We start from the raw sequence: 25536 nt of genomic DNA, 5'->3' as shown, positions 1-25536 counted from the left end.
GATTGCAACGTGCTTCAGAGCGGGCGAAAAATGGGCAGAGCACTGGCGGCCCTGCCCACCACGTTCGGACGTCGACGTGTCCTGCTGATGCCTCGATTTCGAGCGCTTCTCGACCTCTGTATGGTTCGCGATTTACCTTCAGGCCGGGGCTTACTGCTTCGGTTCAGCTCGCGCTTCCAGCCCGCGAAGCTGTGTCGCGACAGTCAAGTCGCCGATCTTTCTTCCCATGTCCTTTCCGACCTCGGTCGAGAAACGATAATGGAAACCGGCATAGATGCGCGCATTTGCGACCTCGTCGCTATAATCCTGGATCCTGGACCATTTGCGAGTCACCCCCGGCGCGGTGGGGCTGGTCACCGATAATTCTCCGATTTCGTCGCCGGCGATGGACCGGAGTACTGTTGAAACCGAAGCCGATACGATGCAGTGGGCGCAGGGGTATTCGGGATGCATCGGCGTTTCGCCCAAGGGCAACCAGGACGAATCGCGTGGCGTCTTCGGGTTCTGCGTGATGTCAGCGTTGCGTATGGCCGTCACTGGCCGCCAAAAATTGTAGTGATATTTCGCATCAAGGACGGCGACGATTGCGTCGTTCCCCGCGATCTCGGCGAGGGCGAAGAGACGAGCGCAGTCAACGAGGTCCATGTGCTTGGCCAATGCGACTTGCCGGACGATCGGATTGAAGCTGGGAGGCCCGACCAAAAACCAGAATCGTCCGATATTGGTCTGCTCTGCTGTCCGGGTGGTGCTGTTGCGAGCGCCGACCTCCCGGATTTCGTTGACGTCTCTGCTCCAGGTCTCTGAATCAAGCGCCGGTGGTGGCGCCGGACGGAATTGTGAGACCGACGTCATGACCCAAGGGGTCATTGATCCAACCGTTGTGCCCAGCGGCACCACGGTCGGCACATAGACCCCCGCGGCCGTAGCGGGGCGATACGTCTCCTGGGCGTTGCTGCCATCATCCCTGCGCAACGCTATCACGCCGGAAGCGGCTAACGTTCCAAGCTCAATTCCATTCGCTTTTCCGTCCGTATCCGGGATGCCGGAAAGCGATGCATGGAGTGCGGTATCAAGGGCAGATTTCTGGTCCGGATAGATCGTCAGAAGAATGTTGTAAGCCGCAGCAGCCGCCGCGGCTTCCTTGGACGTGGAGCGGTCTGCTAAGAGATCCAGCTTGTATGGAGTGTATCGCCTGTCGATCGCATTGACGGCCTCGAACATGGCAACGTGAAGCATCGACATCGTGCGGGCCTGCGGCACAGGCAGGACCTTCTTTTCAGCGGCAATCGCATCTGCTTTCGCGTTCCAGTCCATGATGACATCGGCGCGCGCAGCGCCGATGCAAACTGCAAGAGTGGCGACGATCAGGAATGGAGATTTCGTTGCAAGAAACATCTTCATCTTCATGCTCCTCGTTGCTTCAACAGAGAGCGACATCTTGTGCGGACGGGCCGCGCAAGAATGTGGAAGTGCAGAACGATCTTAAGATCGCAGCCAGCCGGCTGCTGTGAAGCAGCTTACACTCGTCATCGCTTCCCTCGTAGAAAAACCTGAAGCCGCGATCCGAAGAGTAAGATCGATTGCCTTACCTGATGCGCGAGCTAATTCGGCAATCTCGCGCGCCGATCGCATCCTTGGCGCGGGCGGGATCGACGACGGCGCTGATCGCGCGCGACATCAATCTGTTTCGCTTCGAGGTGAAGGGCGAAAAGCTGAGCCTACTGATGATGTGCGCGCTGAAGCTGGCCGCGATGCCTGCGGCCGCGTTCGTGCTGGCAGATTGCTCGACCTGCCGCCGATCGCCGTCGTGCTGTTCGATTCGTTCGATTCGGTGACAGTGCACAAAATAGGCCCTTGATCAGTGTTGCAAGCACGTGCCGGGCGTCAGTAGTTTAGTGCACTGTCACGGTAACTTGCATTGGCACCGAAATCTTTGAGACTGCCGCAAGGGCTATTGAGCGCTCTGGCCCGCGCGCCAGGACATCTCCCAGAAGTCTGCCTCGAGGCGGGTCGCTTCCTTGAAGATTGCGATCAGCTCGGCCTCACGGGCCGGCGTGGCGTAGAGATCGGCGAGATGATCCAGGTGCGCCCACGCCTTGGCAGCGACCTCCTGGTACGGCACGCCGGCGTACTCGGCGATCCAGACGCGATAAGCGTTTGTTGGAGCGTCCGCATTCGGGCGCGAGGCGAGCCGCGTCGCGATCTCCGCGTATCCGATCACGCAGGGGGCAAGTGCCACCTTGAGCGCCAGCAGATCGCCGCGCATGCCTGCATCGAGCACGTAACGCGTATAGGCCAGCATCTCGGCCGCCGGAGGAGCCTGTTCAAGGTCGGCAGGAGATAAACCCCAATCGGCACAGAGCTTCACATGCAGGTTCATCTCGACATCGAGGATGGCCGAAAGGCCGGCCGCTGCCTCACGCATGTCGGCAAGCGTGGGCGACTTGTAGACCGCGAGCGCGTAGGCGCGAGCAAACTCGATGAGGAACAGGTAGTCCTGAACGAGATAGTGACGAAACGCAGCTTCAGGGAGCGAGCCGTCCGACAATCCGTTCGTGAAGGGATGCTCGGTGTAGGCCCGCCACTCAGTGGATGCTGCTGTCTTGAGACGCTCGAAGAAACTCACGATCTTTTCCGCCTGGCTTGCTTGTTCATGAAAGTCCGTGGCTTCGAAGGTTGCCTATTTCAGAGGGCAAACGTCCTAAGCGGTTGTTCGATAGATCCAGGTGTGTGAGTTCTGGTAACGCTCATATCTCCGGCGGAACGTGGACCAAGCCAAATCTTGAAAGATCCAAACTTCTTTGCTGCCGGCGGAGCGCGTTATTTGTGATGCGACGACGCGAGAGTTTGTAGGCCTCGGCCGGATCCTCAAACTTGTATTGCCCTTGCGATATTGTGGCCTCACTCATCCCCGACCCTCATCAGCATCAACATCCCGGGTCGAGTTATGCATCTTCTGGAAGCGCGATCTACTACCCACCACCAGATTGCGGACTTGCCTAAAAAAGATCAGGGTTCGCAACCGAGACTCGAAAGCTGATGGCAACGAGGTGAGCAATAGTCACCCCTGTTTCTCGAACCGAGCGCTGAAGCCGCCCAACTCGAGAGTCGGTGCTTTCACCTTCTGGGAGCGATGTCACCATCCAAGCTGGTACAGTTGGGTGGGCTCGAACCACCGACCTCCTGTTCCACAGACAGGCGCTCTAACCAACTGAGCTACAACTGCATCCTGGCGAGCCGCGGCTTGGGACGCCCTCAGTTGAGGGCCGGTGCCAAGGGGCTGGACGGGGCGGAAACTAGGTGCAACGGGGGTTTTTGGCAAGGCCGCAGAGGGGCGAAAAACCTGCGGAAATCGCGTTTCGTGCGATGAAATCGGGCTTGATGGCGATGATGAGGGTGTTGGGCTCGCCTCTTCCGCTTGCGGCGGGGCTATCGCATGGGAGCGCTTACGCTTCCACATCGTCATGGCCGGGCTTGTCCCGGCCATCCACGCCTTTGGCCCGGCGCCCAAGAACGTGGATGCCCGGGACAAGCCCGGGCATGACGACCTTCTTTGATTGCCATCGCGGAGAGGCAAGAAAAAACCCGGGCCGTTGGGCCCGGGCTTCGTTGGTTCAAACCGGCCTCACCGCTCAGGCGGCGGAGGGATAGTACTTCGAGGCGCTGGCCTTGATCGGCTCGGCGGTCTCGGCGGCGACGCGCTGGGTGAGCTCGACCAGCTCCTTGGCCTGGGACTGGAAGGTCTCGACCTGCTTGCGGGCGTGGCCGGTCCACAGCTCCAGCGCTTCCGTCGGCGACTTGGCGCCGAACAGCTGCTGGGCGAAGTCGAGCTGGGCGCTGGAATTGGCCTTCATGAACTCCACCAGCTTGGCGGTGTACTCGCTCGCGCCCTTGCTGGCGGAGGTGAACACGGCCTCGACGGTGCCGTTATGGGTCTCGGCGGCGTCCTTGAACTTGGCGTAGTTCTCGCGGGCCTGCGCAGCGCCCTTCTCGGCGAACGCACGCATCTGCTCGGGAACCTCGAACGGGATGATCGAGGCAGAAAACGGATCAGTCGCACCTGTCATTTTGGTCCTCACGCTAATTGGAAAAAATGGAGTGAGCCTTCTGGCGCGCCCGCCGGCCCCGATCATGGGCCCTCGCATTCAGCGGGTACGAAGACTGGAAACGCGAAACGAAAAGGATGGCTCGCCCAGTGCCCAGCATTGTGGCTGCCTATCATGTCAACATTGTGCATCGCAACGCGCCACAACGGTGCAGTGCGAACTTTAATCTAGGTGAGGATGAGGTTCCCGGGCGGGGGAACCGGGGGTTGAGGTGGTGCACCTGGGTAGCGGGTGCTGTCTTACCCTCCCCTGGAGGGGGAGGGTCGATCGCGCGCAGCGCGAGCGGGGTGGGGTGATCTCTCCCCACGGGCACCGCTTCCGTCGAGAGACTGTCACCCCACCTCGGTTCGCATTTCGCTTCGCTCATGCGAACCGATCCCCCCTTCAGGGGAGGATGGGCACCGCCGTTGTGACGGCGAGCTCCGAATTCCTTGGATGAACCGGGCGGCGGCTTGCGGGTTTGGCACGATTAAGGTTATCGCGGCTTAGAGGGCTGCCTTCGGGATCCCAGCCGTGGACCTGCCCGCGGCTGCGGGCGATACTAACCCTTTCTTAAGGCTGCCATTCCCGGCAGCCGCCCAGGATGCTGAGAAGCGGGACGCAAAGCCGGTCGAATGAAGAGTTCGGATTTCCAGTTGCGAGGCGTGGACGATCCCCGGCTGGCCGTGCACGCGACCTCTCCGCTCCCCACCTGGCTATGGTCGATCGACGGCACCCGCGTGCTCTGGGCCAATCCGGTCGGCGCACAACTGTTCGGCGCGGCCCATGCCACGGCGCTGGCGGAGAAGGTTTTCGGCCCGGCGGACGGCCATCGCCGCCAGATCGTCAGGCTGGCGCGCCAACTGCCGGCGGGCGGCAGCGTGCGGCTCGAACGGCTGCGCGGCTTCGGCGCCCGGCTCGGCACACTGATGACCTGCGCCTGCGCCCGGCTCGATTTTGCCGATGGCAGCCATTTCAGCGAGAGATCTGCAGTGCTCGTCACCGCGATGGACTCGACCTTGCGGACCATGCCGCTGGTCGAGCGGCTGCATCGGCTCGTGGCCGGCGCCAAGGTGCCGATGGCCGCGTTCGCGCCGGACGGCCTGTTTGCCGGCGCCAGCGAGACCGCCCGCTCCCTGCTCGGCTTTCGCGATCTCAACGAGGCCGGCCTCGACCAGGCGCGCAGCGATGCGCTGAGAAGCGGCCGCGCCGAGACGCCGATCGGCATCGGCCAGATGGTGCTGCAACGGGTCGGCATCGGTGCCGATATCGGCCTGGTCGCGCTGATCGCGCCGGCCGCGCGCGAGGCGCGTGCGGCTGAAAGCCGGCCTGATACCGCAGCGCCTGATGAGGCCGAGCTGCGGGAGACCGACACGCCGAGCGAGCCGCCGCCTTCGCAGGATGAGCCGGCGGAAATACCTTTGTTCGATGCCTTCGCCGAACCGATCGAAGCCAGCGAGGAGACGGGGACGCCAGCGGCGGATGAGAACACCGAGGCCGCCGCCAAAACTCCGGTTGAAAACTGCGGAGAGGCCATGGTGTCGCCGCAGGCGGCGCCGATCACTCCAGGCATGGTCGAGCCGGCATCGGGCCAACAGCCGCCCGCACCGCGTCAGCATCCGCTGCGCTTTCTCTGGCAGACGGATGCAGAGGGCCGCTTTGTGCTTCTCTCCGACGAGTTCATCAGCCTGATCGGCGCGCGAACGGCGTCGGGCTTCGGCCGGCCCTGGCGCGAAATCGCCGCGGACCTTTCGCTCGATCCGGAGGGCCGCGTCACGCAGGCGCTCGACAGCCACGACACCTGGGCCGGCATCACCGTGAACTGGCCCGCTGACGGCGGCGAGCATCTGCCGGTCGAGCTTGCGGGACTTCCGGTGTTCGACAGCGAGCGCAAATTCGCCGGCTTCAAGGGCTTTGGCGTGTGCCGCGATCTCGACGGCCTCAACCGGCTGGAAGCGCTGCGGCGTTTCGAGGCACGGAGCATGCAGTCGGCGCAGCCGAGCGCAGCTGCCGATGTGGTCGAGCCTGAGCCGGAGCCCTTGGCAGAAGCATCACCGCCGCCGCCGATCGTGCCGCCCGAGCCAACGTCTGAGCCTTCGCCCGAGCCTGTCGCCGAACTGCCCGAACCCGCATCTGAGCCGACTTCACACCCAACCGAGCTGGATACGCCAGTGGAAACCCCTCCCAACGTGGTGCCGTTCCGCCCGCACGGCGATCCCCAGAGATCGCCGACGCTGACGCCGGTCGAGAACAGCGCGTTCAACGAGCTTGCCCGGCAATTGTCCGAGCGTCTCGAACGCGATCGCGAGACCATCGCGGCCGATGGCATCGAGCCGCCGGCCGGGGAGATCACGCCCGAGCCACAGACGCCGGAAGCCGAGGCGCCCGAGCCCGAGCCGCAGCAGGCTGCCGCCGAGTGGCTGACCGAGCCCGCGCCGCCGGCCCGCGCTGCGCCGACGCGCGACCGCGCGCTGCTCGATCTCATGCCGACGGGCATCCTGATCTATCGGCTCGATCGCCTGCTCTACGCCAACCCCGCCTTCCTCGCGCGCATGGGCTACGCCAATCTCGGCGCGCTTGAGGATGCCGGCGGGCTGGACGCGCTCTATGTCGAGCCGGGCGTCTCCACGGCCAGCAGCACGTCGCAAGCCGGCACGCCGGTGACGATCAGCGCGACGGTGGCGAACGGCGAAGCGCCGCTTGCGACCACCGAAGCGCATCTGCACACGATCGACTGGGACGGCGATGCCGCGCATGCGCTGATCTGCGCGCTGCCGCAGGCCGCGCCTGTCGCGGAGACCGTCGTCGCAGAATCCACCGTTGAAGAGTCCCTCCCCTTCGCGCCCGAGCTCGAGCGTGCTGCGGGCGAGGCCGAGGCCGAGGATCTCGCCGCGATCCTCGACACCACGGCCGAGGGCATCGTGATGTTCGATGCCGAAGGCAACATCCACGCCTGCAACCGCAGCGCCGAGGCGCTGTTCGGCTATGACGGGCAGGCGCTGCTCGAGCAGAACCTGGTGACGCTGTTCGCGCCCGAGAGCCAGCAGATCGTCGCCGACTATCTCGACAGCGTGAAGAGCCAGGACATTGCGAGCCTGCTCGACCACGGCCGCGAGGTGCTGGGCCGCGAGAAGAAGGGCGGCGTCATCCCGCTCGCGATGATCATGGGCCGCACCCGGCCGGACGGGCCGAATTTCTTCGCCGTGTTCCGCGATCTCTCCCACGCGAAGAAAGGCGAGAGCGAGCTGACGCAGGCCCGCCGTCTCGCCGACGGCGCGGCCAATGCCAAGGCCGACATGCTGGCGCGGATCAGCCACGAGATCCGCACCCCGCTCAACGCCATCATCGGCTTTGCCGAGGTGATGATCTCCGAACGTTTCGGCACGCTCGGCAACGAGCGCTACGGCGAATACATGAAGGACATCCGCGCCTCCGGCGAGCGTGTCATCGCCATCATCGACGATCTCCTGGAGCTGTCGCGGATCGAGACCGGCAAGCTCGACCTGAACTTTGCGAATTTGAACCTCAACGATCTCGTCGAAGCGTGCGTGACGGTGATGCAGCCGCAGGCCAATCGCGAGCGCATCATCATCCGCACCTCGCTCGCCCATGCGCTGCCGCAGGTCTCGGCCGATGCGCGCGCGATGCGGCAGATCACCATGAACCTGATCTCGAACTCGATCCGGCTCGCCAGTGCCGGCGGCCAGGTCATCGTCTCGACCGCGCTGACCGACCGCGGCGAGATCGCCCTGCGCATCCGCGACACCGGCCATGGCCTGTCCGAACGCGAAGTCGCCGCCGCGATGGAGCCGTTCCGCACTCCGCCGCCGGGCGATGCCGCCGACAGCGCAGCGCTCAGCCTGTCGCTGACCAAGGCGCTGGTCGAAGCCAACCGCGCCCAGTTCAACATCAAGAGCGCCGGCCATTCCGGCACGCTGATCGAGGTGGTGTTCGCGCCGGCGCTGGCGAAGGCGTAAGCCGCGTCTAGCGGCCCGGCTGGCGCGCGAGAGCTCCGCATTGCAACTTATTCCCGAATCGGAACCGAACGCCGCGTTGCGGCTTGATTGTCGGTGTTTCCGTTCGTCCAATTTTGCTTCCGAGTATTGCACTCATCGCGTGGCCGCAAATGTCCGACCGACTGAAATCCGGGGCATCGAAGAAAACGCCGACCAAGCGGAGCGATGCAGTATCCGAGCGAAAGCCGCTGCCATCGGGCGCCTCGGCCCGCATGAATGCCCGCGTTGTCCTCGCGCTCGTGCTGGTGGCACTCGCTCTGTGGACCGCCGCTGGATTTCTGACCGCGCTGATCTGGGCCGCGATTTTGGCAGTCGCGCTATGGCCGCTCTACATCAATTTCGCCAGCCGCTTCGGCTCAGGCCCGACCACGCTGACGGCGATCCTATTCACGCTCATCGTAGCCCTCGTCCTGATGGCTCCGATGTCGCTAGCCGTCTACCAGATTGCACAGCAGTCAGATGCGCTGATGAGCTGGCTGAAAAAGGCCGGCGAGAGCGGGATCGAGGTGCCGGAATGGGTTGCGCGGCTGCCGGTCGTCGCCGAGAGCCTACAGCAATGGTGGCGCACCAACCTCTCCGATCCAAAGGCGGCGAGCGCATTGTTGAAGTCAATCAATGCAGACAATGCTTCGGATCTGTTCCGAACGCTGGGCGGACAGCTGATCCACCGGCTCTTCATGTTGTTCTTTTCGCTGCTGACGCTGTTCGTATTGCTTCGCCACGGCCGAATGATCGCGAGCCGCTTCCTGGAGACGTCCGATCGGCTCTTCGGCGAGGCAGGCGAAGGCCTGGTCGAGAAGATGGTCATCGCGACGCGCGGCACCGTGAACGGCACGGTTCTCGTCGCCGCCGGCGAGGGCTTGCTGATCGGCGTCGCCTATCTGATCGCGGGCGTGCCGAACGCCATCGTGTTCACAATTCTCACGACGGCCTTTGCGATGATTCCGTTCGGCGCGTGGTTGGCCTTCACTGCGGCGGCGCTGGTGCTGGTGTCCGGTGGCGGCAGCGGGTTCGCCGCCGCGGGCGTGTTTTGCTGGGGCGCGATCATCATGTTCGCCGGCGATCATTTCGTCTGGCCCACTTTGGTGGGTGACTCGGCAAGGCTGCCGTTCCTCCTTGCATTCGTTGGAATCTTCGGAGGTCTTGCCGCCTTCGGTCTTCTCGGCCTGTTTCTCGGTCCCGTGATCATGGCCGCATTGTTGACTGTGTGGCGCGAGTGGATATTCCGGCCCGAAAGCCGAGAGCAGTCAGCTTGAATTGTCGGCCTCTCCGTCACCGCGTTTGCAAAAGACATGAAAAAGGCACGGCGCTTTGCGGCGCCGTGCCCTTCATAGTCGAGTCGCGTCGGATCAGCTGTAGATCTCGAACAGCCCGGCGCCGCCCTGGCCGCCGCCGATGCACATCGTCACCACGCCCCACTTGGCCTTGCGGCGCGCGCCTTCCTGGAGCAGATGGCCGGTGAGACGGGCGCCGGTCATGCCGAAGGGATGGCCGATCGCGATCGAGCCGCCATTGACGTTGTACTTGGCGGGATCGATCTCGAGCTTGTCGCGGCAGTACAGGCACTGGCTGGCGAAGGCTTCGTTGAGTTCCCACAGATCGATGTCGTCGATCTTGAGCCCGGTGCGCTTGAGCAGCTTGGGGATCGCGAACACCGGGCCGATGCCCATCTCGTCGGGCTCGCAGCCGGCGGTGGCCCAGGCGACGAAGCGGCCGAGCGGCTTGAGGCCGCGCTTCTCGGCATCCTTGGCTTCCATCAGCACGACGGCGGCGGCGCCGTCCGAGAGCTGGCTGGCATTGCCGGCCGTGACGAACTTGCCGGGGCCCTTCACCGGCTCGAGTTTCGCCAATCCTTCCATCGTGGTCTCAGGGCGATTGCACTCGTCGCGATCGACGGTGTAGTCGACGATGCTCTCGGCCTTGGTCTGCTTGTCGACGACCTTCATCTTCGTCTTCATCGGGACGATCTCGTCCTTGAACTTGCCGGCTTGCTGCGCCGATGCCATGCGGCGCTGCGATTCCAGCGAGAACTCGTCCTGGTATTCGCGGCTGAGCTTGTAGCGCTCGGCGACGATGTCGGCGGTGTCGATCATCGCCATGAAGATGTCGGGGGCGACCTTGAGCAGCTCAGGGTCGACCGATTCCTTCGGCGTGCCGCCGCCGGGGATCGAGATGCTCTCGACGCCGCCGGCGACGATGCAGTCGGCGCCGTCGGAGCGGATCGAGTTGGCGGCCATCGCGATGGTCTGGAGTCCCGAGGAGCAGAACCGGTTCACCGAGACGCCGGCCGTCGTCTTCGGCAGCCCTGCGAGCAGCGCAGCCTGGCGGCCGATGTTCGGCGCGCCATGGGCGCAATTGCCGAGATAGCAGTCCTCGACATAATCCTTGTCGACGCCGGCGCGGTTCACCGCATGCTGGATGGCGTGCGCCGCGAGCGACATCGGCGGCGTGATGTTGAACCCGCCGCGGCCGGATTTCGCAAGGCCCGTGCGCGCATAGGAAACGATGACGGCTTCACGCATTGTTTTCTCCCTTTTCGAACGATTGAACGGCGCGTGGTGACGAGGCGTTCTTGGCGCCATTGGTACACAAAGTTGGGCAGGCGCGGGGAAAATAAAAACGCCGCCTCCGGCGAGGGAGGCGGCGTTGTTCCGCGGGTCGGAATATGATGCGCGTCATTCCGGGACGTACGCATCGCCCCATCCACTCGTCATGCCCGGGCTTGTCCCGGGCATCCACGTCTTTCCATGCATGTCGTAGGCGTGGATGGCCGGGTCAAGCCCGGCCATGACGACGGTGGGAGTTCATTCAGAACGTCAGCGCCTTGGCCTGCTTGACCTGCGGCAGGGCCTGCACCTTGGCGAGCAGATCGGCCGGCACGGCACCGTCGACCTCGACGAGCGCGATGGCGTCGCTGCCCGGCGCGACGCGGCCGAGATGGAAGGTGGCGATGTTGATCTTGGCGTCACCCAGGAGGCTCGCGAACTTGCCGATGAAGCCGGGCTTGTCCTCGTTGGTGATGTAGATCATCGACTTGCCGAACTCGGCATCGATGCGGATGCCCTTGACGTCGACCAATCGCGGCTTGCCGTCATGGTACACGGTGCCGGAGACCGAGCGCTCCTGGCGCTCCGTCGCCACGGTGACAGTGATCAGGCTCTCGTAGTCGCTCTGCGCGGCGCGCACGATCTCGTCCACCACCATGCCGCGCTCCTTGGCGACGACGGGCGCGGAGACGACGTTGACCTCGCCCAGCATCGGCCGCAGCAGGCCCGACAGCACCGCCGAGGTGATCGCCTTGATCTTCATCTCGGCGACGTGGCCCTCATAGGTGATCTCGACCTTGAGGATGCCGCTTTCGGTGAGCTGTCCTGCGAACGAGCCCAGCTTCTCGGCGAGTGCGATGAACGGCTTCAGCTTCGGCGCCTCTTCAGCGGTGATCGAGGGGAAGTTGACCGCGTTCGAGATCGCGCCGGTGAGGAGATAATCCGACATCTGCTCGGCGACCTGGAGCGCGACGTTCTCCTGCGCTTCCGTGGTGGAGGCGCCGAGATGCGGCGTGCAGATCACGTTGGGATGGCCGAACAGCACGTTCTTGGTCGCGGGCTCCTCGACGAAGACGTCGAAGGCCGCGCCGGCGATGTGCTTGGAATTGAGAGCATCGACCACCGCTTGCTCGTCGACGAGGCCGCCGCGGGCGCAGTTGATCAGGCGCACGCCCTTCTTCATCTTGGCGATCGCGGCTGCATCGATGATGTTCTTGGTCTTCTCGGTGAGCGGGGTGTGCAGGGTGATGAAGTCGGCACGCTTGAGCAGATCGTCGAGATCGACCTTCTCGACCCCGATGTCCTTGGCGCGCTCCGGCGACAGGAACGGATCGAATGCGATCACCTTCATGCGCAAGCCGAGCGCACGGTCGGCGACGATGGAGCCGATATTGCCGCAACCGACGACCCCGAGCACCTTGCCGGTGATCTCGACGCCCATGAAGCGGTTCTTCTCCCACTTGCCGGCCTGGGTCGAGGCGTCGGCCTGCGGGATCTCGCGGGCGAGCGCCAGCATCAGCGTGATGGCGTGCTCGGCGGTCGTGATCGAATTGCCGAACGGCGTGTTCATCACGATGATGCCCTTGGCCGTGGCGGCGGGGATCTCGACATTGTCGACGCCGATGCCGGCGCGGCCGATCACCTTGAGGTTGGTCGCCTTGTCGAGGATCTTGGCGGTGGCCTTCGTCGCCGAGCGGATCGCGAGGCCGTCGTAATTGCCGATGATCTCGGCGAGCTTGTCCTTGTCCTTGCCGAGGTTGGGCTGGAAGTCGACCTCAACGCCGCGATCCCTGAAGATCTGCACGGCAGCGGGCGAGAGCGCGTCGGAAATGAGAACTTTGGGTTTTGTCATCTGAGCTATCCGCTGATGAGATGTGTTCAGCTCGTCACCGCGAGCAAAAGTGCGAAGCGCGTCTTCGCGCTTGAGACCCGCGGGTCCATCTTTCTTGATGGATGGATGGCCGGGTCAAGCCCGGCCATGACGAGAATGGAGTGACGAGTTACGCCGCCTTGGCGAGCGTGGCCTTGGTCTCGGCGAAGGCCCAGTCGATCCACTGTGTCAGCAGTTCGACGTCCCTGGCCTCGACGGTGGCGCCGCACCAGATGCGCAGGCCGGCCGGCGCATCGCGGTAATAGGCGAAGTCGTAGCCGGCGCCTTCCTTCTCGACCAGCGCGACCAGCTTCTTGGAGAATTCGGCCTGCGCGTCCTCGGACAGCGAGGTGATCGCGGGATCGGTGAACTTCAGGCACACCGAGGTGTTGGAGCGGATCGACGGATCCTTCGCCAGGAAATCGATCCATGGCGTCTTCGCCTTCCAGTCGGCGAGCACCTTCGTGTTGGCGTCGGCGCGCGCGATCAGCGCCTTGAGGCCGCCGATCGACTTGGCCCAGTTCAGCGCATCGAGATAATCCTCGACGCAGAGCATCGATGGCGTGTTGATGGTCTCGCCGACGAAGATGCCTTCGTTGAGCTTGCCGCCTTTGGTCATGCGGAAGATCTTCGGCAGCGGCCAGGCCGGCTTGTAGGTCTCGAGCCGCTCCACCGCACGCGGCGATAGGATCAGCATGCCGTGCGCGGCCTCGCCGCCGAGGGCCTTCTGCCAGGAGAAGGTGACGACGTCGAGCTTGGGCCAATCGAGCGCCTGCGCGAATGCTGCCGAGGTCGCATCGCAAATGGTCAGGCCTTCGCGGGTCGCGCTGATCCAGTCAGCGTTCGGCACGCGCACGCCAGAGGTGGTGCCGTTCCAGGTAAAGACGACGTCGCTCTTGGGATCGACCTTCGACAGATCGGGAATCTCACCGTAAGCCGCGTTCAGCTTGGTGACGTCCTTGAGCTTCAATTCCTTGACGATGTCGCTGACCCAGCCCTCGCCGAAGGATTCCCAGGCGAGCGTGGTGACGGGCTTTGCGCCGAGCAGCGACCACAGCGCCATCTCGACCGCGCCGGTATCGGAGGCCGGCACGATGCCGATGCGGTAGTCGGCGGGGACCTCGAGCACTTCGCGCGTCAGATCAATCGCGAGCTTGAGCTTGGTCTTGCCGACCTTCGCGCGGTGCGAGCGGCCGAGGGCAGCGTCCTTGAGATTTTGGGCGTTCCAGCCGGGGCGCTTGGCGCAGGGGCCGGAGGAAAAATGCGGCACGGTCGGCCGCGAAGCGGGCTTCGCTACAGTCATGATCTACCCTTCCAGATAGTAAGCCTCCCGTTGGGGGGAGGTGTCCCGCCGCGGCTGATACGGGAATCGGGAAGGGCCGTCAAGGAAGTTCCGGGGCCTCACGCGCGAGTGATGGCGCCTCGGGTGCGATTTCAGGGGACGGGACGGTCGCGAGCGCGTTCAACAAGTCCGTGGCTTCGCTGATCAATTGCGCGGCCTTGCGGCGGCTGCCGACTTTCAGAATGCACTTGTCATTGACCTGCACGACATAGTCGTTGCCGACCTTGACCATCGAATAACCCGTCATTGCAATCCCCGAACCGAGCCGAGCCCGGTGTCAGACGCCGCCGTAGCACCGTTCGTTCCTTCATCAAGGTGAACGAGCGACGGGTAGTTTACCGGCTCTTAACATGAACGAATGCGCGATCCGAATTCGCTGATCGCGCAACGCTTGCGTCGCGCTGCTTCAAAAGCGGACAGTCATGCCCACATGGCTCGCGGTGAAGCCGAGCCGCTTGTAGAAGCGCTGCGCATCGATTCGCGTCTCGTGCGTCAGCAGCTCGACCAGATTGCAGCCGCGCGCCTTCGCTTCCGTCACGGCCCATTGCACCAGCTGCTCGCCGATGCCGCGACTGCGACAATCGGAAGCAACGCGGACGTCTTCGAGCAGGCCGCGCGAGCCGCCTTGCGAGCTCAGCCCCGGCAAGATCGCGAGTTGCAGACAGCCGACCACCCTGCCGTCGCTCTCGGCGACGACGAGCTGGAGATTTGAATCGCGCATGATGCGCTCGAACGCTTCGTAGTAAGGCGCAGGCAACGGATCCTCGACGCGCTCGCGCGCGCGTCCCAGATGATCGTCGGCGAGCATCGCCACGATCGCCGCGACGTCGTCGCGCCGCGCGCGGCGGATGGAGACGGAATTGGCAGTCATGCAGGAAACTCCGGGCTCAGCGTGCAGCCGGCAGGCCGAGGTTGGTCTCGGCTTCGCCGACCCAGCGGCGGATCGCCGCATAGCGGCCGAGATCGAAGCCGCCTTCATGCGCAACGCGGGTATAGGCGAGCAGCGAGACATCCGCGAGCGAGATCGCCTCGCCCGCGAAGAAGCGGCTGGCGGACAGATGCTGTTCCATGCGGTCGAGCGCCGCATAGCCACGCTTGACCTTTTCGGGGTCGAGATCGGATGCATTCTTGCCAAGATAGACCATCAGGAAGCGGCACACCGCGATATAGGGCTCGTGGCTGTACTGCTCCCAGAACAGCCATTCGTCCATCTTGGCGGCAGTGAAGGCATCGTCCGGAATCAGCGCGCTGCCGCGCGCGAGGTAGCGGATGATGGCATTGGACTGCGCCAGTGTGCGGCCGTCGTCGAATGCGACGGTCGGCACCTGACCGGCACCGTTCATCGCAAGGAATTGCGGCGTGCGCGTCTCGCCCTTGCGCGTGTCGATCTCGATCCACTGATAGGGCAATGCGAGCTTGTCGCAGACCCACTTCACCTTGAGACAATTGCCGGAATTGCTGTCGCCGTAGACCTTCATCGCCGCCGCCCCATGGAGCGACAGAGCATCAGGACGGAAGGAAGCTGTCAACCACGGCGCCGCAGTCAGGCGTCAGAACTTGTAGCCGAGCCCGACACGCGCGTTGTTCAGCGTCACCGAGGTGTTCATGACGGGAGAGAATTTCACGTATTCGTACTCCACCCGCGCGAACAGCCCGTCCCATATGCAGTATTCGATCCCGAGGCCGGCGACCCAACCGGCGACGAAAGCGTTGGTCTTGTGCTGGCCTTGTGTCTGCGTCTGCGCCACGACCTGCTGCGGTACGCCGGTGATGGTGATGATGTTGCCGAAGGCGTCCGTGACGGTCGCATCCTGACGCAGCTTCACGTCGCTGCTCACGGTGCGCGACACGTCCATGCGGCCGACGGCGGCGCCGGCGAACATATACGGCATGAAATCGCCGCCGTCCCAACCGACGCGTCCGCGCAGCGTGATCATGTCCTTCACCTGCGCCGAAGCCGAGCCGGTCAAGGTCGTGAGGTAGTGGTTGGTCACGCCGACGGGCTGGACGTCACCCGGCGGATTGACGATGTCGAGCGAGTTGTAGCCGGACGACGACGTCTTCAGATTGTTGAAATAGGTGTAGGTACCTTCGAGACTGAGAATGGCATCGTACCATTGCCAGTTGCGGCCGACGAAGCCGCCGAAATTGGTGCTTTGCGCGGTGTTCTTGCTGAGAAGCGACCAGGTCGACGTCGGCCCCTGAAGTACGCTGTCGCGGAAGATGTAGTTGGTCAAGCCGACCACGCTCTGGCCGAAATCGGACGAGTCGGTGGTGTAGCCGAAATTGCCGCCGACATAGGCGCCGTCCCAATTGCGGGTCGTCTTCGACAGGCCCTCACTGACGCTGCCGCGCAGGATGGGCAGATCGGAGAGGTCGGCCGCGTGCGCGGCAGACACTGTCCCCAATATCGCCGCCACCAACATCAGCCTACGCATCGCAACGCTCCATCGGACTCGAACTGTTGCGATGATCATCGCCTGTTAACCTTAACCAATGGTTGCATCGGGCCCTTTCGTCGCTGCCCGCCATGAAAAATACGCAAAGCAAAACGGCGCGGGATGATCCCGCGCCGTTAAGAAGTCCTAAGCGATCGAAGCGACGATCAGCCCTTGGTGACGAGCGGCGGCGGCACATAGGCCGGCGGGCTGTTGAGATCCCAGCGCACGCCGAGCTTGACGTCGTGCGAGGTGATGTCCCTGATCTTGATCGAGGTCGGGCCGGAGGCGCTGTTGTCGAACAAGCGATAGTTGCCGGGCGCCCCGTCGCCGAGGTTCATGTAGCTGTACGCCAGTTCGACGGTGAACCCGGGATTGACCTTGTAGGCGAGACCGGCGTGAGCGGCCCAGGCCAGGTTCCACTTTCCGTTGTCGGCGAAGTAGGCGACGCTGTTGTTCAGGCCGGGGCTGTACGACACGCCTTCGTCGCGGAAGCCGCTGATCTTGTTGTAGGAGCCGCCAACACCGGCGCCGATGAACGGGGTGATGCACCACCAGGTGCCGAGGTCGACATAGGCGTTGGCCATCACGACCCACTCGGACTTGCTGCCGCTGTAGTTGTTGACGCCGACGAAGCCGGGCCCAACGACGTTGTCGCTGCCGTGCAGAGTGGCCTTGCCACGGTACTGGCCGATCACGTCGGCGCGGAACCAGTTGTTGAAGCGATAGCCGGCGCCGAGACCGAACAGCGGCGACGAGTCGAAGCCGAGGCCTTCCGTCGTCTTCGAATAGCCGGCCGGCAGGGCGCTCTCGATGCGCTTGGCGCTCTGGTTGGTCATGCCGATATCGCCGCGGAGATACCAGCCGCCGAAATCAGCGGGCGGAGCCGGCGGCGCGTACATGGGAGGGGGCGCCGCGATCGGCATATCGGCGGCGAACGCCATCGACGAGATCAGGGATGCCGCACCCGCGGCAAGGAGAGTCTTAACGCTACGCATTGGCTTCGTCCTTATGGCCGGTGAGGCAAAATGCAGACGCCCCACGTTCTGGAAACTCACGGGCGGACGATGCCAGCAAATGTTTAAGCGCCACTTAACCCTAATTTTTAAGGTTGATTTTTTCTGACCGCACACGCGCACGCCGCGCGAGCGTTGCACTAATGCCGCGCCGAATGCGGCGCACTCGCCGCAATTCCTAACGATGTGTGAAGCCGCAATGCGGCAAGAGAGGATGCGTTAACGCGCGTGCCGCGGCATTTTCGGCAGGAACACGGCGAGCAGCCCGATCGCCGGCAGATAAGCACAGACCTGGTAGACGAACGCGATCGAGGTGTGATCGGCGAGCTTGCCCAGCACGGCGGCGCCCAACCCTCCGATGCCGAAGGCGACGCCGAAGAACACGCCGGAGATCATGCCGAACCGATGCGGCACCAGCTCCTGCGCGAACACGATGATGGAGGACGTGGTCGAGGAGATGATCAGGCCGATGATCACGCTGAGCACGGCGCTGGCGTAGAGGCCGGCATAGGGCAGCGCCAGCGTAAACGGCAGCGCGCCGAGGATCGAGATCCAGATCACGATCTTGCGGCCGAACCGATCACCCAGGGGACCACCGAGAAATGCGCCGACAGCGTTCGCGGCGAGGAAGACGAAGAGATAGATCTGCGCGGCCTGCGTCGACACGCCGAAGCGGTCGATCAGATAGAAGATGTAGTAGCTCGACAGGCTCGAGACGTAGAGCTGCTTCGAGAACAACAGCGCCACCAGCACGAGCAGCGCGACCGCGACGCGGCGCGAGCTCGGCCCACCCGGCTGGGTGTGCGCAGGAGCCGCCTTCTTCGCGGTGATCTGCGGCGCGTACCAGCGACCGATCCGCCAGAGGATCAGGATCGCAAGAAAGGCGATCGAGGAGAACCAGGCGATGCTGCCCTGCCCGAACGGCACGACGATGAGCGCGGCGAGTACCGGGCCCATCGAGGTGCCGAAGCTGCCGCCAAGCTGGAACACCGATTGCGCGAAACCGTAACGTCCGCCGGAGGCGAGCCGCGCGATGCGCGCGGATTCGGGGTGAAACACCGCCGAGCCGAGCCCGACCAGCGCGGCGGCGACGAGAATGACGAGATATTGGTGCGCGGCGCTGAGCAGCAGAAGTCCGAAGAAGGTCGAGGCCATGCCGATCGCCAGCGAATAGGGCTGCGCCTTCTTGTCGGTGTAATGCCCGACCACCGGCTGGAGCAGCGAGGCCGTGAACTGGAAGGCCAGCGTGATCAGGCCGATCTGCGCGAAATCGAGCGCGTAAGCGTCCTTCAGGATCGGGTACACCGAGGCGATCAGCGACTGCATGGTGTCGTTGAGGAAGTGCGAAACGCTGATGCCGGCGAGGACGATGTAGGCCGGGCCCGCGGCTGCCTTGGCAGGCGTCACGTCATTGACGATGACGGGCTCGGTCAGCGTTTCCGCAGGTAGGACGACAGGCTTGTTCAATGCAGCGATCCCAGCGCGGCAGATTGCCGCGCTCGTTTGTTACGTCGCAAGGCTCAACCAGACCACCGCCAATCGCAAATAGCTGGGATGCGAGCGTCCTATTCTCCGCAAGTCCGGAATCGTAGGGTGGGCAAAGGCGCCCTTACGCCGTGCCCACGTACTTTCCGATGCGACGACAGAGGCGTGGGCACGCTTCGCTTCGCCCACCCTACGATACTGCCCGTGGGGTGAGATCATCGCCCCCCGCTCGCGCTTGAAAACCTCAGGCCGCGGCTTGCCCCAGTGCGGTGACGATGGTGTCGACGACGTCTTCGACGAGGATGCGGTCTTCGCCCTCGCCCATGACGCGGATGACGGGCTCGGTGCCGGAGGAGCGGATCAGGAGGCGGCCATGACCGTTGAGACGCTTCTCGCCGTCGGAGATCGCCGACTTGACGTCGGAATCATCGAGTGGCTTGCCGCCCTTGTGGCGGACGTTCTTGAGGATCTGCGGCAGCGGATCGAAGCGGTGGCAGACTTCGGAAACCGGCCGCCGCGACTTCTGCACCACCGCCAGCACCTGCAAGGCAGCAACGAAGCCGTCGCCGGTGGTGGCGTAGTCGGACAGGATGATGTGGCCCGATTGCTCGCCGCCGAGATTGTAGCCGCCGTTCAGCATCTGCTCGAGCACGTAGCGGTCGCCGACCGGCGTGCGCACGAGATCGAGCCCCTGCCCGTTCAGGAAGCGCTCGAGACCGAGATTGGACATCACGGTGGCGACGATGCCGGGGCGGGACAGCCGGCCGTCTTCCTTCCAGCTCTGCGCGATCACGGCGAGCAACTGGTCGCCGTCGACGATATGGCCGCGCTCGTCGACCAGGATGACACGGTCGGCATCGCCGTCGAGCGCGATTCCGATGTCGGCGCGCATCTCGCGCACCTTCTTCGACAGCGCCTCCGGCGAGGTGGAGCCGCATTCCTTGTTGATGTTGAAGCCGTCAGGCTCGACACCGATCGGCACGACATCGGCACCCAGCTCCCACAGCGCCTCCGGCACCACCTTGTAGGCGGCGCCATTGGCGCAATCGACCACGACGCGCAGGCCGTCCAGCGACAGATCACGCGGCAGCGTGCGCTTGGCGAATTCGATGTAGCGGTCATGCACGCCGTCGATGCGGCGGGCGCGGCCCAGGCTCGCACTTTGCGCGAGCCGCTTGTCGAGGGATTCGTCGAGCAGTTGCTCGATCTGCCGCTCGACGTCGTCGGAGAGCTTGAAGCCCTGCGGCCCGAACAGCTTGATGCCGTTGTCCTCGAACAGATTGTGCGAGGCCGAGATCATGACGCCGAGATCGGCGCGCATCGACTTCGTCAGCATCGCGACCGCGGGCGTCGGCATCGGGCCGACCAGCAGCACGTCCATACCGACCGAGGTGAAGCCTGCGACCATCGCATATTCGATCATGTAGCCGGACAGGCGGGTGTCCTTGCCGATCACGACCCGATGGCGGTGGTCGCCGCGCTGAAAGGCGAGGCCTGCGGCCTGGCCGACCTTGAGCGCGAGCTCCGGTGTGATCAGACCGTTGGCGCGGCCCCGAATCCCATCCGTCCCGAAATATTTGCGGCTCATATCGTCCCCCACGCAACAACCAGGGATCCCCTCTGCAACCACGGGCTGCCCGAACGGGCCCCGCATCCCTGATGTGCTGAGGTCTTATAAAGCTATCGCGGCAAACTTGGCTTCAAAAAATATGATAAATCGTTACGGAACCGGGCGTGCGGGTCGCCCGATAACGTATTGTTAACACTATATTTCCTGGAGGAACAGAGGAACAGGCTGGAACCTGCCTAGTCGCTTCGCTTGACATGGCCGTCCCCGCGGCTTGGCGCCGGCTGGGTGACGTTGACGGGATCGGAGCCCGGAAAGGTCTCTTCCAGACCCTCCTCCAGCGCTTCCTCGAGATCGCGCTTTTCCTTGAGCTCTTCCGGCGACGGTGTGGCGTGCGGCTTCGTCATGGCGCCCTCCTCTCGAACGATTTGCAAACGATTTGGCTATGCATCCAACCATGCTAGATGACCCCTCGCTCTTCCGATGCAAGACTTCCGAATTAGACGGGCCGGGAAACGTTCATGAAGCACATCACCTGTATCGACGATCTCCGCGCGCTGCATAAGCGCCGCGTGCCGAAGGCGTTCTTCGACTATTGCGACCGCGGCTCCTATGCCGAGGAAACGCTGCGCGCCAATCGCGAGGACATGCAGGCAATAAAATTCCGCCAGCGCATCCTGGTCGATGTCTCCAAGCGCGACACCTCGACCTCGATCCTCGGCGAGCCCTCGACCATGCCGCTGATCCTCGCGCCCGTCGGCCTGCTCGGCATGCAGCATGGCGACGGCGAGATCCATGCCTGCCGCGCGGCGCAGGCCGCCGGCATCCCGTTCACGCAATCGACGATGTCGATCTGCTCGATCGAGGACATCGCCGCCAATGTCGAAAAGCCGTTCTGGTTCCAGCTCTACGTGATGAAAGACCGCGGCTTCATCAAGGAGCTGATCCAGCGCGCGATGGCCGCCAAGTGCAGCGCGCTGGTGCTCACCGTCGATTTGCAGGTGATCGGTCAGCGCCATGCCGACATCAAGAACGGCATGACGGTGCCCCCGGAATGGTCGCTGTCGAAGCTTCTGGATTTCGCCAGCAAGCCGGCCTGGGTCTCCGGCGTGCTGCAAGGCAAGCGCCGCACCTTCGGCAACATCGCCGGCCATGTGAAGAACACCGAGGACCTCAACCGCCTCGCCGAATGGACGGCGTCACAGTTCGACACCTCGCTGAACTGGAAGGACGTCGAGTGGGTCCGCAGCATCTGGCCGGGCAAGCTCATCATCAAGGGCATCCTCGACGTCGAGGACGCCGAGGAAGCCGCCAAGACCGGCGCGCAGGCGCTCGTCGTCTCCAACCATGGCGGCCGCCAGCTCGACGGCGCGCCGTCCTCGATCGAAGTGCTGCCCGAGATCGCGGATGCGGTCGGCGAGAAGATGGAGATCATGTTCGACGGCGGCATCCGCTCCGGCCAGGACGTGATGCGCGCGCTCGCGCTCGGCGCAAAATCCTGCATGATCGGCCGCGCCTACGCCTATGGCCTCGGCGCCGGCGGCCAGGCCGGCGTCGCCAAGGCGATCGACATCATCCAGAAAGAGCTGCTCACCACCATGGGCCTGTGCGGCGTCAACAGGGTGGACGAGATCGACGATCATGTGATTGCGGTGTAGCCGCGGAGACGGTGTTGTAGGGTGGGCAAGCGTAAGCGTGCCCACCATTGGTCGCGCGACGCGAGAGAGAGCGTGGGCACGGCGCAAGCGCGCCTTTGCCCACCCTACGAGTCCTCCGCTTCCGCCCTCACATCGGCGGCGTCAGGCCGTCGCGGCCGACGCTGATGCGGTTCGCTTCGAAGGAGCCGTCCGGCAATTGCTTGATAAAGGCGATGACCTTGGCGCCCGGCTTCAACTCGGATTTGTCGCTGGGCACGAAGGTGACGACCGGCGTGTTGTCGGCAACGAACACTTTCTTCTCGCCGTCCTTGTACTTCACCAGCAGCGTGTGACCGTCATTGCCGACCACACTCTCGGCGACCGTCGCATTGGTCATGCTGGAATTGGGCTTGAGGTCCCAGGGCCGCGAACCCTCGCCGGTGCCGCGCATGCTCTCCGGAAAAACGTGAACCTCGACCGCGTTCTGGCCGCCGTCCGGCCCGGGCACGGTGGTCGCGCCGATGAACGAACCCGGCTTGATGTCGGCGAGCGAAATCTTGGTAATGCCTGACACGTTCACGTCAGTGGCGATGTGGAGCTTCACGTCCTCGCCGGTGCGCGACTTGACCTGCATGGTGTCGCCAGTGACGCTCTCGATGGTGCCGCGCACGCGGGTCGGCACCGGTGCCCTTTGCGCGAAGGCGCAGTAAGTCGAGAGGGCCACCATCGCGACGGCGATCAATGGACGTGCGAAAGTTACGCGTTGAATGGTCATTTCGGTCTCCGATTGCCCCCACGGGTTAGAACTCCGGAGATGGTGTGCTATTCGCCGCGGCCCTCTCAAGACTTTGTGAGATCGGCCTCGACCAAGGCGCGCAGCTCGGCCGTGACTTGCGGCCGCCGGCCGAACCACAGCTCGAAGCCGCGCACCGCCTGATGCAGCAGCATGCCGAGCCCGTCGGCGGTCTTCAGGCCGCGCGCCTGCGCTTGCGCAAGTAGCGGCGTCACCAGCGGGACATAGACGAGATCGGCGACGACGGCATCTTGCGGCACGCGCGCCACATCGACGTCGAGCGGAGGCTGGCCGTGCATGCCGAGCGAGGTCGTGTTCACGAGCAGTTTTGCGCGCGGCAGGATTTCGTTGATGCTGTCCCACGTCACGGCATGCACATGCGGCCCGAACTGTGTTGCGAGTGTCGCGGCTCGCGCGATGGTGCGATTGGCGAGATGGATGCGCTTGATGCCGCGCTCGCGCAGGCCGAATACGACCGCGCGCGCGGAGCCGCCGGCCCCGAGCACGAGCGCCTCTTCGGCCGCGTCCCAGCCAGGTGCGCTGGCATCGAGATTGCCGATGAAGCCTTCGACGTCGGTGTTAGTCGAGCACAGCTCGCCGTCCTCGATCCACAGCGTGTTGGCGGCGCCCACGGCGGTTGCGCGCGCATCGGGCTTCGACAGCGCAAGCACGCCCTCCTTGTGCGGGATGGTGACGTTGGCGCCGACGAAGCCGCGCAGCGACAGCCTGAGCACGAAGTCCCTGAGATCCTCGGGCGGAACCGCCTCGATGACATAGCCGCCCTCGATGCCGAGCGTGCGCAGCCAGTAATGATGGATCAGCGGCGAGCGCGAATGCGCCGCCGGCCATCCGATCAGACAGGCGGCAGGCGTCTTGGGCGCGGTCATCTTTCCCCCGGGTCGTTTCCGAGGCGATCCATTTCGCGTCCCGAAGGGTCTGTCAAGCGCCGCTAATCCGCGGCCTCACCGGCGGGGGAGCCCTTGATGTCGGCAATGGCGCGCGCGAGGTTTTGGCGGTAGCGGGCACGCGGCGGCGTCACGCCGTGGGTGAGCAGCGCGCGGCGAACCGTGGGCGAGGCCCCCGTGATGAACAGCTTGATGCCCTGGCGGTGGGCCTTGGCGGCGACGCGCCCGAGCACGTTGGCCGCCGTGGAATCCAGGAACGGCACCGCGGCGAAATCGACCACGAAGGCCTTGCGCCCGTCGGCGATGCCGTCGAGGACGCTGCCGATCGCCGAGGCGGCGCCGAAGAAGAACGCGCCGGTGATGCGGTAGACCAGCACGTCGCGATCGACCGCCAGGCCGGGATCGTAGGGAACGCGGTCGCCATTGCCGTCGTCGGGGCGGTCGGCGTCGACCAGCGGGGTGCGCTCCTCGATGCCCGTCATCTCCGCCATGCGATGGATGAACAGCACTGCGCCGAGCGCGAAGCCGACCAGGATGCCTTCGGTGAGGTCGCGGAAGATCGTCAGCAGGAAGGTCGCGAGCAGCACGACGGCATCGCCCCAGGAGGACCGCAGCAGCGTCGCGAATTCATGCTTCTCCGCCATGGTCCAGGCGACCACGACCAGTACCGAGGCGAGCGCGGCCAGCGGAATGTAGCTCGCCAGGGGAGCTGCGATCAGCATGAACAGCAGCAGGAACACGGAGTGCAGCATCCCTGCGAGCGGCCCGCGCGCACCAGCGCGGATGTTGGTCGCGGTGCGCGCGATCAGGCCGGTGACGCAGATGCCGCCGAACAGCGCCGAGCCGATATTGGCCGCGCCCTGCGCCACCAGCTCGCAATTGGAGCGGTGACGGCGTCCGGTCATGCCGTCGGCCACCACCGCCGACAGCAGCGATTCGATCGCAGCGAGCAACGCAAACGCGATCGCATCCGGCAGCACGGCCCTCGCCTTCTCCAGCGAGAACGCAGGGAGCGCCGGCGAGGGCAATTCACGCGGAATGCCGCCGAAGCGCGAGCCGATGGTTTCGACCGGCAGCGACAGCACGGCGCTGGCGACGGCCGCGAGTGCGACCGCGATCAGGATGCCGGGCCAGGATGGGCGCCAGACCCGCAAGGCCGCGATGATGACGATGCTGACGATGGCGACCGCGACGGCGGATGGATTGATGCTGTTGAGGCCGCCGGCGAGCGCAACCAGCTTCGGCACGAACTCGCTGGGCTCCTTCCCCGCGAGCGTGATCCCAAAGAGATCGCGCAGCTGGCTGGCGAAGATGATGACGGCGATGCCGGCGGTGAAGCCGACCGTGACGGGATAGGGAATGAACTTGATGTAGGTGCCGACCCGGAGCAGGCCCGCGGCGATCAGGAACAGTCCCGCCATCATGGTGGCGAGGATCACACCGTCGACGCCGTGCCGCTCCGCGGTCACCGCGACCAGCACGATGAAGGCGCCCGCCGGCCCGCCGATCTGGAACCGGCTGCCGCCGAGCAGCGACACGATGAAGCCGCCGACGACGGCGGTGTAGAGACCGCGGTCCGGCGTCACGCCCGATGCGATGGCGATCGCCATCGACAGCGGCAGCGCCACGATCGCGACGGTGAGACCGGCGAAGACGTCGGCGCGGAAATCCGCGGCGCCATAGCCTTCGCGCCAGACGGTGACGAGTTTCGGCAAGTAAAGTTCGGCAAAGGTCGGCCGGCGCAGCTGATGCAGCTTACCGGCCTGGTCGCTCGTGATGCTCATGCTCCGCTGCCCCACAATGCTCAACTGCATCGTGCGGCCGCGATCCCGGACG

The 25536-nt window shown here is 64.4% G+C and carries 22 protein-coding genes and 1 tRNA gene; 4 read left to right on the top strand and 19 right to left on the bottom strand.

Features of this window, described 5'->3' with window-relative positions:
- Positions 1 to 150: 150 nt before the first annotated feature.
- Positions 151 to 1401, bottom strand: coding sequence for a vanadium-dependent haloperoxidase (locus tag BCCGELA001_RS06965; RefSeq protein ID WP_144441187.1), 1251 nt, complete (start codon positions 1399 to 1401; stop codon positions 151 to 153).
- 179 nt (positions 1402 to 1580) lie between these two features.
- On the opposite strand from BCCGELA001_RS06965, the gene BCCGELA001_RS06960 reads away from it, so the two are divergent.
- Entirely contained in the window at positions 1581 to 1835 is a 255-nt protein-coding gene (locus BCCGELA001_RS06960; protein ID WP_236840824.1) for a hypothetical protein, read from the top strand.
- Positions 1836 to 1951: 116 nt separating this feature from the next.
- Here the strand turns inward: BCCGELA001_RS06960 and tenA are convergent, their stop codons facing one another.
- The 4 genes from tenA to BCCGELA001_RS06945 form a co-directional block, all read right to left on the bottom strand.
- Complete coding sequence (gene tenA, locus BCCGELA001_RS06955) at positions 1952 to 2626, bottom strand: thiaminase II (protein ID WP_008544750.1); 675 nt, start codon at positions 2624 to 2626, stop codon at positions 1952 to 1954.
- A 25-nt stretch (positions 2627 to 2651) separates the two neighbouring features.
- Positions 2652 to 2726 carry a hypothetical protein gene (locus tag BCCGELA001_RS39420; protein WP_442855174.1) on the bottom strand — a complete coding sequence of 25 codons (75 nt, stop codon included), beginning with the start codon at positions 2724 to 2726 and terminating at the stop codon, positions 2652 to 2654.
- Positions 2727 to 3149: 423 nt separating this feature from the next.
- A tRNA-His gene (locus BCCGELA001_RS06950) sits at positions 3150 to 3226 on the bottom strand.
- 406 nt (positions 3227 to 3632) lie between these two features.
- Positions 3633 to 4067, bottom strand: a complete 435-nt coding sequence (locus tag BCCGELA001_RS06945) for a phasin (protein WP_008544748.1) — start codon at positions 4065 to 4067, stop codon at positions 3633 to 3635.
- A gap of 653 nt (positions 4068 to 4720) precedes the next feature.
- Between BCCGELA001_RS06945 and BCCGELA001_RS06940 the strand changes: the two genes are divergently transcribed.
- On the top strand, positions 4721 to 8062 hold the full coding sequence (locus tag BCCGELA001_RS06940; RefSeq protein WP_060734914.1) for a PAS domain-containing protein: 3342 nt from the start codon (positions 4721 to 4723) through the stop codon (positions 8060 to 8062).
- 149 nt (positions 8063 to 8211) lie between these two features.
- A complete protein-coding gene (locus BCCGELA001_RS06935) occupies positions 8212 to 9357 on the top strand; it encodes an AI-2E family transporter (protein WP_008544691.1) in 1146 nt (381 codons plus the stop codon).
- Positions 9358 to 9450: 93 nt separating this feature from the next.
- Here BCCGELA001_RS06935 and BCCGELA001_RS06930 read toward each other — a convergent pair whose 3' ends face one another.
- The 11 genes from BCCGELA001_RS06930 to BCCGELA001_RS38265 all read right to left on the bottom strand — a co-directional run bounded on the left by BCCGELA001_RS06930 (position 9451) and on the right by BCCGELA001_RS38265 (position 20772).
- Positions 9451 to 10623 (bottom strand): thiolase family protein, encoded by a 1173-nt coding sequence (locus BCCGELA001_RS06930; protein ID WP_008544689.1) that lies wholly within the window; start codon positions 10621 to 10623, stop codon positions 9451 to 9453.
- Between the two features lie 286 nt (positions 10624 to 10909).
- Positions 10910 to 12499, bottom strand: a complete 1590-nt coding sequence (gene serA, locus BCCGELA001_RS06925) for a phosphoglycerate dehydrogenase (RefSeq protein ID WP_060734913.1) — start codon at positions 12497 to 12499, stop codon at positions 10910 to 10912.
- Between the two features lie 148 nt (positions 12500 to 12647).
- Positions 12648 to 13820: a phosphoserine transaminase gene (locus tag BCCGELA001_RS06920; RefSeq protein WP_008544679.1), complete on the bottom strand. Its 1173-nt coding sequence runs from the start codon at positions 13818 to 13820 to the stop codon at positions 12648 to 12650.
- Positions 13821 to 13899: 79 nt separating this feature from the next.
- A complete protein-coding gene (locus tag BCCGELA001_RS06915) occupies positions 13900 to 14106 on the bottom strand; it encodes a hypothetical protein (RefSeq protein WP_008544677.1) in 207 nt (68 codons plus the stop codon).
- Between the two features lie 159 nt (positions 14107 to 14265).
- Positions 14266 to 14730, bottom strand: a complete 465-nt coding sequence (locus BCCGELA001_RS06910; protein WP_060734912.1) for a GNAT family N-acetyltransferase — start codon at positions 14728 to 14730, stop codon at positions 14266 to 14268.
- A 16-nt stretch (positions 14731 to 14746) separates the two neighbouring features.
- Complete coding sequence (locus tag BCCGELA001_RS06905) at positions 14747 to 15337, bottom strand: glutathione S-transferase family protein (RefSeq protein WP_008544665.1); 591 nt, start codon at positions 15335 to 15337, stop codon at positions 14747 to 14749.
- A gap of 72 nt (positions 15338 to 15409) precedes the next feature.
- Positions 15410 to 16297 carry an outer membrane protein gene (locus BCCGELA001_RS06900; RefSeq protein ID WP_060734911.1) on the bottom strand — a complete coding sequence of 296 codons (888 nt, stop codon included), beginning with the start codon at positions 16295 to 16297 and terminating at the stop codon, positions 15410 to 15412.
- Positions 16298 to 16464: 167 nt separating this feature from the next.
- The gene (locus tag BCCGELA001_RS06895) at positions 16465 to 17295 is read right to left on the bottom strand and encodes an outer membrane protein (RefSeq protein WP_060734910.1); all 831 of its coding nucleotides are present in this window, start codon (positions 17293 to 17295) and stop codon (positions 16465 to 16467) included.
- A 237-nt stretch (positions 17296 to 17532) separates the two neighbouring features.
- Positions 17533 to 18780 (bottom strand): MFS transporter, encoded by a 1248-nt coding sequence (locus BCCGELA001_RS06890; protein WP_008544646.1) that lies wholly within the window; start codon positions 18778 to 18780, stop codon positions 17533 to 17535.
- A 262-nt stretch (positions 18781 to 19042) separates the two neighbouring features.
- Positions 19043 to 20386 carry a phosphoglucosamine mutase gene (gene glmM, locus BCCGELA001_RS06885; RefSeq protein ID WP_060734909.1) on the bottom strand — a complete coding sequence of 448 codons (1344 nt, stop codon included), beginning with the start codon at positions 20384 to 20386 and terminating at the stop codon, positions 19043 to 19045.
- 218 nt (positions 20387 to 20604) lie between these two features.
- Positions 20605 to 20772 carry a hypothetical protein gene (locus BCCGELA001_RS38265; RefSeq protein WP_008565472.1) on the bottom strand — a complete coding sequence of 56 codons (168 nt, stop codon included), beginning with the start codon at positions 20770 to 20772 and terminating at the stop codon, positions 20605 to 20607.
- Positions 20773 to 20886: 114 nt separating this feature from the next.
- Here BCCGELA001_RS38265 and BCCGELA001_RS06880 point away from each other — a divergent pair, with 114 nt between their 5' ends.
- The gene (locus BCCGELA001_RS06880) at positions 20887 to 22023 is read left to right on the top strand and encodes an alpha-hydroxy acid oxidase (RefSeq protein ID WP_060734908.1); all 1137 of its coding nucleotides are present in this window, start codon (positions 20887 to 20889) and stop codon (positions 22021 to 22023) included.
- 127 nt (positions 22024 to 22150) lie between these two features.
- Here BCCGELA001_RS06880 and BCCGELA001_RS06875 read toward each other — a convergent pair whose 3' ends face one another.
- The 3 genes from BCCGELA001_RS06875 to BCCGELA001_RS06865 form a co-directional block, all read right to left on the bottom strand.
- On the bottom strand, positions 22151 to 22777 hold the full coding sequence (locus BCCGELA001_RS06875; protein WP_060734907.1) for a hypothetical protein: 627 nt from the start codon (positions 22775 to 22777) through the stop codon (positions 22151 to 22153).
- 65 nt (positions 22778 to 22842) lie between these two features.
- Positions 22843 to 23682, bottom strand: a complete 840-nt coding sequence (locus tag BCCGELA001_RS06870; protein WP_008544633.1) for a shikimate dehydrogenase — start codon at positions 23680 to 23682, stop codon at positions 22843 to 22845.
- A 62-nt stretch (positions 23683 to 23744) separates the two neighbouring features.
- Positions 23745 to 25484, bottom strand: coding sequence for a SulP family inorganic anion transporter (locus BCCGELA001_RS06865; RefSeq protein ID WP_060734906.1), 1740 nt, complete (start codon positions 25482 to 25484; stop codon positions 23745 to 23747).
- Positions 25485 to 25536: the final 52 nt, after the last annotated feature.

It is taken from the genome of Bradyrhizobium sp. CCGE-LA001 (assembly GCF_000296215.2).
Taxonomy (GTDB): domain Bacteria; phylum Pseudomonadota; class Alphaproteobacteria; order Rhizobiales; family Xanthobacteraceae; genus Bradyrhizobium.
Note: the sequence above shows the minus strand (reverse complement) of the source record. Positions and strands in the feature narration are given on the sequence as shown.